8 protein-coding genes are annotated in these 13,867 nt (G+C 40.2%); all 8 read left to right on the top strand.

What is annotated here, in order from left to right; genetic code table 11:
* The first annotated feature begins 18 nt into the window (after positions 1–18).
* The 8 genes from prc to MTF64_RS06280 all read left to right on the top strand — a co-directional run bounded on the left by prc (position 19) and on the right by MTF64_RS06280 (position 13,710).
* On the top strand, positions 19–2,043 hold the full coding sequence (gene prc, locus MTF64_RS06245) for a carboxy terminal-processing peptidase (RefSeq protein ID WP_064385143.1): 2,025 nt from the start codon (positions 19–21) through the stop codon (positions 2,041–2,043).
* A gap of 181 nt (positions 2,044–2,224) precedes the next feature.
* Positions 2,225–3,685 (top strand): Na+/H+ antiporter NhaC, encoded by a 1,461-nt coding sequence (gene nhaC, locus MTF64_RS06250; RefSeq protein ID WP_171036153.1) that lies wholly within the window; start codon positions 2,225–2,227, stop codon positions 3,683–3,685.
* A gap of 43 nt (positions 3,686–3,728) precedes the next feature.
* Positions 3,729–6,323, top strand: a complete 2,595-nt coding sequence (pepN, locus tag MTF64_RS06255; RefSeq protein ID WP_248450915.1) for an aminopeptidase N — start codon at positions 3,729–3,731, stop codon at positions 6,321–6,323.
* Complete coding sequence (locus MTF64_RS06260; protein ID WP_004586708.1) at positions 6,324–6,545, top strand: DUF2835 domain-containing protein; 222 nt, start codon at positions 6,324–6,326, stop codon at positions 6,543–6,545.
* A 249-nt stretch (positions 6,546–6,794) separates the two neighbouring features.
* A complete protein-coding gene (locus MTF64_RS06265; protein WP_248450916.1) occupies positions 6,795–8,888 on the top strand; it encodes a DUF1302 domain-containing protein in 2,094 nt (697 codons plus the stop codon).
* A gap of 13 nt (positions 8,889–8,901) precedes the next feature.
* Positions 8,902–10,266, top strand: a complete 1,365-nt coding sequence (locus MTF64_RS06270) for a DUF1329 domain-containing protein (RefSeq protein ID WP_248450917.1) — start codon at positions 8,902–8,904, stop codon at positions 10,264–10,266.
* A 127-nt stretch (positions 10,267–10,393) separates the two neighbouring features.
* Positions 10,394–11,389: a YCF48-related protein gene (locus tag MTF64_RS06275; protein ID WP_248450918.1), complete on the top strand. Its 996-nt coding sequence runs from the start codon at positions 10,394–10,396 to the stop codon at positions 11,387–11,389.
* Entirely contained in the window at positions 11,389–13,710 is a 2,322-nt protein-coding gene (locus MTF64_RS06280; protein WP_096041646.1) for an MMPL family transporter, read from the top strand. Before MTF64_RS06275 ends, MTF64_RS06280 begins: the two co-directional genes overlap by 1 nt.
* Positions 13,711–13,867: the final 157 nt, after the last annotated feature.

A 13,867-nucleotide genomic window follows, 5' to 3' on the forward strand; every position in this document is an offset into this window, starting at 1 on the left:
TAAATTAAGGAGTTGTGTATGAGTAAAAAGTTTACGCTCATTCCGTTAGTTGCTGCCCTGTTTTCGGGTTCTTTATTCGCTTCCGTAGAAGCGGCAAAACTTGAAGACTTGCCTGTACTTAAACAAGAAAGTCAACATGGCACTGCCAGCAAACGAGTGGCTAACTTATTTGCTCGTTCACACTATACACCGGTTCGATTTAACGATGCGCTTTCTAGCAAAGTGTACGATCGTTATATCGAATCCCTTGATTTTAATAAAAGTGTGTTTTTAGCAAGCGACATTGCTGCGTTTGAAAAATACCGCAACGATTTTGATAATGCGATTACCACCGGTAAGCTTGGCTTTACGTTTGATATTTTTAACTTAAGCTTAAAGCGCCGTTTTGAACGTTATGATTACTCTTTATCATTACTAGATAAAGAAATGACGTTTGATAAAGACGATGAATACTTTTTTGACCGTGAAGATTCAGCATGGCCAGCATCGCAAGCTGAGCTTGATGAAATTTGGCGTGAACGTGTTAAATACGATGCCTTGCGTTTAAAAATGACAGGCAAAGATTGGGAAGGGATCAAAGAGGTCCTTACCAAGCGTTATAAAAATGCACAAAAACGTTTAGTTCAAACAAATTCAGAAGATGCATTTCAAATTGTAATGAACTCGCTAGCGCGAAGCATTGAAGCGCATACGTCGTACTTATCGCCGCGCCGCGCAGAACAATTTAAAATGGATATGGACCTAGAGCTTGAAGGCATTGGCGCCGTTTTAAGCCCAGATGAAGATTACACCGTTATTCGTAGCTTAGTACCAGGTGGACCTGCCGATAAAACAGAGCAGCTAAAAGCTGACGACAAAATTATTGGTGTTGCCCAAGATCAAAAAGAGTTTGTTGATGTTATTGGCTGGCGTTTAGATGATGTAGTTGATTTAATCAAAGGACCTAAAGGCACTAAAGTACGTTTACAGTATCTTAAAGGTTCTGATGCACATGGCACGCCTAAAGTAGTTGAAATTACCCGTGATAAAATTCGCTTAGAAGATAGGGCTGCTAAATCTGAAGTATTTGAAGCGAGTTATTCAAATTTAACTTCAAAAATTGGTGTTATTGAGATCCCAGGCTTTTACAACAATCTTTCAAAAGACGTTAAAGTTGAATTAGCTAAACTTAAAGAAGAAAACGTAGACGGTATTATTATTGATTTGCGCCAAAATGGCGGTGGATCATTATATGAAGCTACACAGCTATCAGGCTTGTTTTTTGACCAAGGTCCGGTTGTACAAATTCATACATTAAATAACCGTATCGAAGAGCAAAAAGACCGTGACGGAATTACCTACTACGATGGCCCATTAACTGTTTTAGTTGACCGTTACAGTGCTTCAGCCTCTGAAATTTTTGCCGCCGCAATGCAAGACTATGGCCGCGCAGTAATTATAGGCGAGCAAACCTTTGGTAAGGGAACGGTTCAGCAGCACAAAGGCTTAGGTCGTGCGTACGATTTATACGACAACGACTTAGGTAGCGTACAATACACTATTGCTAAGTTTTACCGTATAAACGGCGGCAGTACTCAGCATAAAGGGGTTATTCCTGATATTTCATTCCCTTCGGCGATAGACCCAGCAGAGTGGGGCGAGAGCAAGCAAGATAATGCATTGCCGTGGGATAGCATAGTACGAGCTAAGTATAATAGGCAGGGTAATTTAACGCCTGTAATCACTTATCTTGAAAAACAGCACGAAGTACGTATTAAGTCAGAGCCAGAGTTTGGTTACGTATTTGATGATATTGCCCGTTACAATGAAGAGAAAGACCGCAAAACTATTTCTTTAGTTGAAGCAGACCGTATTAAAGAAAAAGATGAAAATGAAGCACGTACTCTAGCGCGCACTAATGAGCGTTTAAAGCGTTTAGGTAAAGAGCCAATAGAAAACCTAGATGATGTACCTGAGGTAATTGAAGAGCTTGACCCTTTCTTAGAAGAGGCAGCACTGATCACTCAAGATTACATTAACTTTGGCCGTATCGCTAAAAAATAAACACGTGTTTACCCCGTTTAAAAGGCGCTTTTTGCGCCTTTTTTGTTACCTAAATTTCGCTAAATTGCTATAATCGCGAATTACTAAATTGAGTTACATTACTGTGGCTTAAAAAAAGCACTGATACGCTAAAAATAATAAATAACCACGCCACGATATGTGGTGTGCAGGAGTCACTATTTTGAAGCCTTTAGAAAAACCGATTAAACCCGCCTCGTTTTTTGATGCACTTGTTCCTATCACTGTTTTAATTTGCCTTTTAGGCGCAGCGGTATATTTATTTGGCGATAACTCGTCATCAGGTCCTAACCAAATAGCGTTATTATTTGCCACCTTTGCTGCGGCACTAATAGGGCTAAAAAATGGCTACACGTGGAAAAAGCTTGAAGAAGCCATGATTGAAGGTATTACCTTATCATTGGGGGCTATTTTAATTTTATTAATGGTGGGCGCCTTAATTGGTACTTGGTTGTTGTCGGGTACCGTGCCAACGCTCATTTACTATGGCTTACAGGTTATTAACCCAAGCTGGTTTTACGCCGCAAGCTGCTTAATTTGTGGCATTGTTGCAATGAGTATAGGTAGCTCTTGGACCACAGCTGCCACCATAGGTGTGGCGCTTTTAGGGGTGGCCACCGGGTTAGGGCTTGATCAAACTGTGACGGCAGGGGCGGTTATTTCGGGTGCTTACTTTGGTGACAAACTCAGTCCGCTTTCTGAAACTACTAACTTAGCACCGGCTGTTGTTGGAGCTGATTTATTTGAACATATTCACCACATGTTATGGACTACTGTTCCTAGCTTTGTCATTGCATTAATCATTTTTATATTTATGGGCTTTAATGCAACGGCTTCTAACGAAGCCGGCAGGATTGACGAAATAACAGCGATTTTAGAGCAAAACTTTAATATTGGCTTTGAAATGCTAATTCCATTAATTGTGCTGCTAGTTTTAGCTATTAAAAAAATGCCAGCGTTTCCGGCTATTTCAATTGGCGCTGTAATCGGTGCTGTGTGGGCAATGTTGTTTCAGTCTGATTTAATTGCGACACAAATTGACCTTTCTCAGGGTGAGTTGGTTGGTTATTTTAAAATTATTTGGACAACTTTTTTCGATGGTTTTAGCATCGACACGGGTGATGACAAAATGGATTCATTGCTCAGTGGTGGCGGTATGGCAGGGATGTTAACTACAACATGGCTGATCATGACAGCTCTTATGTTTGGTGCCATTATGGAAAAAACCGGCTTATTAGATATTTTTGTTAAGAGCATTTTAAAAATTGCAAAAAGCACGGGCTCGCTTATTACATCTACCATTGCTACTTGTGTGGGCACAAACTTAATAGCGGCTGATCAATACATTGCTATTGTAGTGCCAGGTCGTATGTTTAAAGAAGAATATAAAAAGCGTGGTTTAAAGCCCGTTAATTTATCGCGTACTTTAGAAGATGGCGGCACAATAACTAGCCCGTTAATTCCGTGGAATACCTGTGGTGCATACATGCAAAGCGTTTTATTAATAAACCCATTTGACTATGCCTTGTATGCTTTCTTTAATTTAATTAACCCTTTCTTAGCCATTATTTATGCGTACGTAGGTATTAAAATTTTACGCATTGAACCCAAGCAACCTGCTTAAATCTAAATAGCTCCTTTTTTAAGGAGCTTTAGTTGGAGTAACTATGACTGTTTCAGCAAAGCCAAAAGCGCAATACTTAAAAGACTACACTGTGCCTAATTTTTCTATAGAGCACACTGAACTCACTTTTGACTTACAACCACTAAATACAAAAGTGACGGCGCTACTAACGCTTAAAAGAACAACAAATCAAAACTCAGCGCTTGTGTTAGATGGCATAGACTTACAATTAGTGGAGCTGCAAGTAGATAATGTTGCTTATACTAATTATAAGATTGAAGGTGAGCACCTAATCATTAATGATTTACCTCACACATGCCAGCTTAAAATTGTTACTGAAATTTCTCCTGATACAAACACCTCTTTAGAAGGCTTGTATTTATCTGGTGGAGCATATTGCACGCAATGTGAAGCGCAAGGTTTTAGAAAAATAACCTACTTTTTAGATCGCCCTGACGTGCTAAGTACGTACGATGTGACGATTATTGCTGATAAAAGCTTTAAGCATTTACTGTCAAATGGTAACCAAATTGACAGTGGTGAAACAGCTGATGGCCGCCATTTTGCTAAATGGCAAGACCCATTTAAAAAGCCAAGTTACTTATTTGCATTAGTAGCGGGTGATTTTGATGTACTAAAAGACACTTACACAACAAAAAGTGGGCGCGAAATTGAGCTTGCGTTATTTGTTGATAAAGGCAATTTATCTAAAACACCACATGCAATTAACTCATTAAAAAAAGCCATGCATTGGGATGAGACACGCTTTAACCTAGAATATGACTTAGATATTTACATGATTGTTGCCGTAGATTTTTTCAATATGGGAGCAATGGAAAACAAAGGGCTAAATGTATTTAATAGTAAATGCGTATTGGCTAACCAAGAAACCGCCACCGATAAAGATTATCACACGATAGAGTCGATTGTTGGTCATGAGTATTTTCATAACTGGACGGGTAACCGTGTTACCTGTAGAGACTGGTTTCAGCTATCATTAAAAGAAGGGCTCACAGTATTCAGAGACCAAGAATTTAGTAGCGATTTAGGCTCACGCGCACTTAACCGCATTGATGCCGTTAAAGTAATGCGCACACATCAGTTTAGTGAAGATGCGGGGCCAATGGCGCACCCAATTCGCCCTGAAAAAGTTATCGAAATGAATAACTTTTATACCGTAACGGTATACGATAAAGGGGCTGAAGTTATCCGAATGATGCACACCCTGTTAGGTGAGGTTAACTTTCAAAAAGGGATGCAGCTTTACTTTGAACGCCATGATGGTCAAGCGGTTACCTGTGATGATTTTGTTGCTGCAATGAGTGATGCTTCAGGCATAGATTTAACGCAATTTAAGCGTTGGTATAGCCAATCAGGTACACCACGATTAAATGCAACACAGCACTATGATCACGATAAGCAACTTTATACTTTAACAATTGAGCAATCAGCTCCGCTAAATCAGCCAGATAATAAGAGCCTTCACATTCCATTTGCCATCGAATTATTAGATGAAAATGGGCAAAGTATTGCACTTACTTATCAAGGTGAAAAACGCGACCACGTGCTTAACGTAACTGCGCCAACGCAAACGTTTTACTTTGATCAAATACCTGCTCGCCCAGTGGCGGTGTTACTTGAAGATTTTTCAGCGCCCTGTATTTTAAGCCAGCAAAATTCAGAACCTGATTTACTGCATATTATGCGTTATGCACGCAGCGATTTTTCGCGTTGGGATGCGCAGCAGCAGTTATTTATTAATGCAGTTAAGCAAGCAGTCAACGCACCTGAACATGCAACATTAAGTGAAAACGTTATTAATGCACTACGTGTGTTAATAAGCGCACAAAGTGGCGATTTAGCACTGGTAGCAGAGCTTATAAAACTGCCAAGCTTTGACACGTTTGCCGCTGAGTTTGACATAATTCCTGTTGACGAAATCATTACAATCACAAGGTTGTTTGAGCAACAAATTGCCGAGCAATTATCTGATGAGCTTTTACATTGTTACAGCTCGTTTGTAGATGATGGCAGTATAAATCCTGATGCAGTGGCTATAAGAGCGCTTAAAGGTGTTTGTCTACATTACTTAGCTAAAATACCTTCTGAGCAAGTTGACCGCTTTATTAGAGAATCGGCAGATTCACCGAATATGACCAATGTTTTAGCCTCATTAAGTGCGGTAGTAAAAGCATCACACCCATTAAGAACAACGTTGTTAGATCATTTTGATAGCCAGTGGCGTCATGATGTTTTAGTTATGGATAAATGGTTTGCGCTGCAGGCTATGCAATCTGGTGATGATGCTATTGAGAATATAAAAGCGTTGTACGCGCATCCTAGCTTTGATTTTTCAAATCCAAATCGTGTACGGGCATTAGTGGGCAGCTTTAGTCATTTTAATACCGCACAATTTCACCGAAAAGATGGTGAAGGTTACGCATTATTAGGTGATTTACTTATTAAGCTAAACGCGATTAATCCGCAAAATGCCTCTAGAATGTTAACGCCTTTCATGTCGTGGAAACGCTTTGACACAACCCGCGCTCAAGCAATGAAAGCACAGTTGCAACGCTTAGCAAACCTTGAAGGATTAAGTGCTGATTTATTTGAAAAGGTTGAAAAAGCGCTTAATTAAATGATTGAGTATTACTTCTCTTTACACCTGAGCTATAACAAATGCATGGACTACTACCATGGTCGTTTTAGCTCAGTACAAGTGGTTGAGGATAGCGGTAAAACAATACGTTTTGCCGCCTCGCACTTACGCCCTTACATTTCATCTATAGGAATAAGAGGGCGTTTTAGACTTTTACTTACCCCCGAGAATAAATTTATTCGCCTCGAACGTATCGCCTAACCTGCTGTTTTTATGTTATAGATACATAAAAATATTATCTTTTTGTTAATTTCAATTTGTTCTATTGTTAATTTACGTGTATAAATTATCTGGTATGACGTCTTACCAATACGTAAACGTCAGCTCAAAAAATATAATAATTGATTGAACGCGACCATTTGTAATTTTTTATAATCGCTTCTATCGTTAAGATTACACTAAAAACAATAACTTGATCACACATAATTACCCACGACAGGGGGATACACAATGATAAGAAGATCGCTTTTTGTTAAAAACAAAATAGCTATAGGTTTAGCAGCCGCAAGCTTAGGTTTATCTGCAGCAGCGAATGCAGCAAATTTTGAGGTAGGGGGCTTTGATGTTACCTTCGACTCAACTTTTTCCTATGGTCAAAGCGTCCGTGTTGAAGACAGAGATTTCGACATTATTGGTAAAAGCAATAATCCTGCATTTGATTGGACTGGGTATAATCCTTCATTAAATACAATTTATTCTTCTCAAGATGTTTGGGCTCAACCAGGCTCTTACTCTAATAATGGCGATGCAGGTAATCTTAATTTTGATAGCGGTGATTCGTTTTCAAAATTATTGAAAGGAACACACGACCTTTCAATTAGCAAAGATAACTACGGCTTATTCACACGTTTTATGTACTTTTACGATTTTGAGTTAATGGATGGTGATAGAGCCTACGTTAACCCAACCTCAGGACAAGGCGTAGATCCATGTGATGATGACGACACAAAAGAGCAAAGCTGTGCCGACATTCGTTTATTAGATGCCTACGTTTGGGCAAATTTTGACTTAAACGATGGCAATAACCCGCTGTCAATTCGCCTTGGTCAACAAGTAGTTAACTGGGGTGAGAGTACACTTATCTCTCATGGTATTAACGTAAACCCGGTCGATATTGACCGCTTAAAAGCGCCAGGTGCTGAGCTTAAAGAAGCATTTATTCCTGTAGGTATGCTTTGGGCGTCATTAGGGATCACTGAAAATATTACTTTAGAAGGTTTTTATCAGTACCAATGGCATGAAACACGCCTACCGGCTGCGGGTACTTATTTTTCTACCAATGACTTTGCAGCAGAAAACGGCTATCAGCAAAATGTACAGTTAGGTTTTACTTCAAACCCTGACATTGATATGGCCTATTTAACCGACAGCCTTAATAACCTTTATACTAATTTTGCTCAGGTAGCCGCTGCACAGGGTATTGACCCAACAAGTGCTGAAGGCCAAGCCCTGCTTGCAAACATGTATTTAGCTCATCCAACTAAAGTTGCGCTTAAAGGTAAAGGCGATAACGGTAAAACAGAGCCAGATGACGGCGGCCAATATGGTTTACGTTTAGGTGTATTTTTACCAGAGTGGAACGACACAGAAGTGGCGTTATACCACGTTAATTACCATAGTCGACGTCCGCTAATTTCTGGTCGTGTATCTAACTTTTCTCAAGCTGCCATCGCACAAGATTTAGCGATGATTGCAACAACAGAAATTACAGATGACAACGTGGCAGATTTAGTTGCGTTTTCAAAAGCAGAAAATGATTACCCAGAAGATATTAAACTTTACGGTTTAAGCTTTAACACCACAATTGGCGAAACTGCGTTTGCTGGTGAGTTTGCATTTCGTAAAGACGAACCATTACAAATAGACGATGTAGAGCTACTTTATACCGCCATGCCTGAACAATTGGCGCTTGCCGGTATTCGCCCAGACTTTGCGGGTATTTCGCAAATGAGTTTTGGTGATGCGATTAGCTCTGTAGCGGCAGGTGAAGTTGCACAAGGTTATATTGAACGCGACACATCACAAATTCAGTTTACTGCAACACATTTATTTGGCCCGTCATTAGGTGCTGATAGCTGGGCTGTAGTAGGTGAAGTAGGTGCTGTTAAAATTCATGATATGCCTGACTACGACGAAATGCGTTTAAATGTGTCGGGTACAGGTCGAAGCGGTGTGATCACAGGCCCAGGCACTACTGACTACACAACATTACAACTAGGCCTTTCTAATGGCCCAGAAGAAAAGTCGTTTGCAACGGCATCATCTTGGGGTTACCGCCTAATTGCTAAAGGTGATTACTTTAACCTTTACAATGGCATTAACTTCTCTCCACGATTTGTATTTTCTCATGATGTAAACGGTAACACACCTGATCCTATGTTCTTGTTTATTGAAGACCGTAAATCGTTGGGTGTAACGATGAACTTTAATTACCAAAATGCATGGTCACTTGATGTGAGCTACAACTCATTTTGGGGTGGTGGCGATATCAATACTTTCTCAGATCGTGACTACGTTTCTTTCAATTTAAAATATTCAATTTAGGGGTAATATTAGTATGATTAAAAAACCTACCCTCATCGCTACCGCTTTGTGTAGCATGTTTTTAAGTTCAGCGGCAATGGCAAAAATGAGCGCTGAAGAAGTTGCACGTTTAGGACAAGACTTAACGCCATTTGGCGCAGAAAAAGCAGCCAATGCTGATGGGTCAATTCCAGCGTGGAATGGCGGTATTACATCTGCACCAGAAGGTTATGAACCAGGGATGCACCATTTAGACCCGTATTCTGCGGACAAAGTGTTGTTTACCATTGATAAAACAAACCTTGATAAGTACAAAGCTAACTTAAGCCCTGGTCAAATTGCTTTATTTGAAGCATACCCAGATACGTTTAAAATGCCTGTTTATGAAACGCGCCGCTCTGCGTCTTACCCACAGTTTGTATACGATGCAACAAAAGAGTTTGCTGCAACGGCTGAGCTTATTGAAGGTGGCAACGGAATAAAAAATACCGCAATTGGTATTCCATTTCCTATTCCTAAATCTGGCTTAGAAGCTATCTGGAATCACTTATTACGCTATCGTGGACAATCAATAGAGCGTTTTGGTGGACAAGCTGCACCCACCGCATCGGGTTCGTACAATTATGTTGGCTTTGATGAACAACTATTGGTTAAATATTCAGATCCTAAAGCGACTCCTGCAGAGCTTCAAGACTCAAACATTTTGTTTAAATTTAAGCAAAAGGTGACAGAGCCAGCACGCCTTGCCGGTACAGCGCTACTTGTACACGAAACTATGGATCAAATTTTAACGCCTCGCCAAGCGTGGACATATAACTCAGGTCAGCGTCGTGTTCGTCGTGCACCAAATGTTGCATATGACGCTCCAGGTACAGCCGCAGATAGCTTACGTACTACTGATGATTTTGATATGTTTAATGGCTCACCTAACCGTTACAACTGGACGTTAAAAGGTAAGCAAGAACTATATATTCCGTACAATAGCTACAAGTTACACAGTGATAAACTAGAGTACGACGATATTTTAAAACCAGGCCACATTAACCCAGAGCATACGCGTTATGAAAAGCACCGTGTATGGGTTGTTGAAGCTAACTTAAAAGATGATACACGCCATATTTATAAAAAACGCGTGTTTTATATTGATGAAGATAGCTGGCAAGTACAAGTGACCGATATTTATGATAATCGCGACCAGCTTTATCGTGTAGCAATGGCATATGGCTTAAACTACTACGAGGTACCTACGCAGTGGAGTACCTTAGAAGTGTATCATGATTTAAATTCGCGCCGTTACTTAGCTATTGGTTTAGATAACCAAGAAAAAATGTACGACTTTTCAGAGACGTTTAACGATAACGAATTTACTTCAAGCGCATTACGCCGTGAAGGTAGATAACAACGTAATATGCAGCTAACAGCCCGTTAGCTGCTTTTTTCTTTCTCATCGCGTTTGTCTATACGACACGCAGGATTTTCCTCAGCAAACAGACAAACAATTCTTCAGTTCAAGGCGATTAAAATTTATGAAGTATTTGGTATATGCCAGCCTGATCATAAGCGGTGCGAGTATTGCACAAGATGCACCTCAGTATGCTATTAGCGCAATCAACGCAAATAAAACCCTACTAACTGATATTACCAATACAGGTGCTGCTTTAGTGGCTGTAGGTAAGCACGGTACGGTAATAACAAGCAAAAACGCTGAGCAATGGCAGCAAGCGCAAAGCGTCCCTACACAGGTATTGCTAACAGCTGTCGATTTTTCTAATGAAACTCATGGGTGGGCATGCGGGCACGATGCCACAATAATTAATACCACCGATGGTGGTTTAAATTGGCAATTACAACAAGCAAAGCCAGAGCTTGATAAGCCGTGTTTAGATATTTACTTTGAAGATGACTCAAATGGTTTTGCTGTTGGCGCTTATGGCATGTTTTATCAAACCAGTGATGGCGGTAAGCACTGGCATAAACGCTTTTTAGACTCTTTACTGTTTAGTGAAGATAGAGAGTATTTGAATGATTTAAAAGAAAATGACCCTCAAGGCTACGAGGCTGAAACAGCATCTATACTGCCACATTTTAACCGTATTGAAAAAACAGACAGTGGTTTGATGTTAGTCGGTGAAATGGGGTTAATGGCCAAAAGCAGTGATAATGGCCAAACATGGCAACGCCTTGATGAAATTTACCCAGGTTCTTTTTTTGCGGTAGCATCAGATGCGCAGCAAGAAATTGTGGCAGGGCTGAGAGGAAATGTATTTGCTAAAAATAAAAATGAACAACAATGGCAACATTTTGAAAATGTTAAAACGGCCACGGTTAATAACATTATAAATTATAATAATGAGCATTGGTTACTGCTGGCAAATAGTGGTGTGATCTTTCATTTAAAAGACGGCTTACTTACACATGAACAACGCCCCGATGGTAAAGCTATTCTAGATGGCGTAATAATTAATAATAAATTGGTCATGGCAACAGAAGATGGCATTAAAGTGAAGGAGTTAAACCCTTAATGCATACGTTTTTAGATTTTTTAGAAAAGGCGGTGTTTAGACACCGTACTATCATGTTGATTGCTTTTGCGCTAATCACATGTTTTTTAGGCTATAAAGCCACTCACATTGAACTAGACGCCTCGTTTAACAAAAATATTCCGCTAAATCACGAATACATGAAAGTGTACACCAAACACGAAAAACAATTTGGTGGTGCAAATAGCATTTTAATTTCGGTGTGTGATGACAGTGGTAACATTTTTAACCCCGAATTTTTCACCCAATTAAAAGCAGTACACGATCAACTGTATTTTATTCCCGGTGTAAACCGCCCATTAGTTAACTCTATTTTTGCGCCCAGTGCACGTTTTGTCGAAGTGGTTGAAGATGGTTTTGCTGGCGGCCCAATCATTCCTGCAAACTTTAAAGCTGACCAGAAAGGTTTAGCGGTAGTTAAAGAAAACATTGAAAAAGCAAAAGTAGTAGGGCGAATGATTGCCAGCGATTACTCATGTGCCATGGTGACCGCGCAACTACTCGAAACCGACCCGCAAACTCAGCAAAAGCTAGATACACTGGCATTTGCAGATAAGTTAGAAACGCAAGTAAGAGAGCCTTTAAGTACAGATAAAGTCAGTATTCATATTATTGGATTTGCCAAAATGGCCGGCGATATCGCACAAGGGGCAAAAGGCGTTGTGCTATTTTTTGCTATTGCCATTGGTTTTACCTTTATTATGGTATGGCTATTTTGTGGCAGTTTGAAGCTCACCATTTTACCTATAGCGTGTTCAATTATTGCCGTAATTTGGCAAATGGGTTTATTGTCGAGTCTAGGTTTTGGTCTCGACCCTATGTCTATATTGGTGCCGTTTTTAGTATTTGCGATTGGTGTAAGCCACGGCGTGCAGATGATCAACGCCATTGGTAAAAAAGTAGGTGAGGGCAAAAGTACCCGCATTTGTTGTCAATCAAGCTTTAGAGCATTACTTGTACCTGGTGGTATTGCGCTGCTTTCAGACACGGTGGGCTTTTTAACCCTGCTGACTATTGATATAGGTATTATTCGTGAACTTGCAATCACAGCAAGTTTAGGTGTTGCTGTTATTATATTTACTAATTTAATTTTATTGCCAGTGTGGGCCTCGTATATGAATTTTGCCAACACTGTGCATATTCAATCAGGCGATGCGCAAAAGCCAAATATGCTAGATGCGATACGCGATTTATTGGTAAAAGCCACAGACCCTAAAACCGCAAAAATGATTATTGGTTTTACGCTGGTGTTATTTGCATTAGGTTACTGGCAAGCAGATAAAATGCGAATTGGTGATTTACATGCAGGTGCGCCTTCACTGCATCAAGATGCTCGCTACAATCAAGATACTTTTTTAATATCGGACAAATACACTATTTCGTCGGATATTTTAAAAGTTATTGTTGAGGCTTACCCTGCGGCGTGTACAGAGCACGATGTGATGGCGCGCATTAGCCGTTTTCAGTACAAGGTAGAAAACGTGCCAGGCGTACAATCGGCGGTTAGTTTAAGCTCTGTGGCGCAGTCGGTTAACGCAGGTTACAACGAAGGTAACTTAAAATGGCAAAGCTTACCGCGTAATTCAGCCAGCTTAGTGCAATCAACAGCCCGTGTAGAAACAAGCACAGGGTTACTCAATGGCGATTGCTCAGTCATGCCGGTGATTATATTTTTAGATGATCACAAAGCAAATACAATCGATACCGTTATTCAACGTGTTAAGCAATTTGCACAAGAAGAAGGCACAGACAAGTTAGCCTTTAAGTTAGCGTCTGGGCCTGTAGGGGTGATGGCGGCAACAAACGAGTCTGTTTCTGCGGCGCAAATTCCGATGATGCTGTACGTTTACGGCGCGGTTATTATTTTGTGTTTGTTAAGCTTTAAGAGCGTAAAAGCGACAATTGCAGTGGTATTACCTCTGTATATTGTATCAACTCTTGCACAGGCACTGATGGTGCAATTAGAAATTGGCTTAACGGTATCTACTTTACCTGTTATAGCCTTAGGTGTAGGTATTGGTGTGGATTACGGTATTTATATACTTTCTTCAATGATGGGCCAACTTAAGCAAAACGTACCGCTGAGCGTGGCGTACCGTAATGCCCTTGTTGAGCGTGGCAGTGCTGTATTGTTTACCGGTATTACCCTTGCGATAGGTGTGAGTACGTGGATATTCTCTGATCTTAAGTTTCAAGTAGATATGGGAATACTGCTTACCTTCATGTTTTTAGTAAATATGTTAGGTGCGGTACTGCTATTACCCGCAATTGGTAGTCTGCTGTGGACCGACCAGAAAAAATAAAGTGAATAATTGTGCTCCTAAATGACCTGTAATGGTCATTTATATCTATATTTTGTGAATAGATGACCAAATAGCTGAAATGCTTAAAATGTTTTCATCGAAAAGGCTGTTTATTAGCGCTAAAAGGGTTAGAATTTAACTGACTCCACGCTAATAA

The organism is Pseudoalteromonas sp. 2CM41L (assembly GCF_023161905.1).
In the GTDB taxonomy this organism is placed as follows: Bacteria; Pseudomonadota; Gammaproteobacteria; order Enterobacterales; family Alteromonadaceae; genus Pseudoalteromonas; species Pseudoalteromonas atlantica.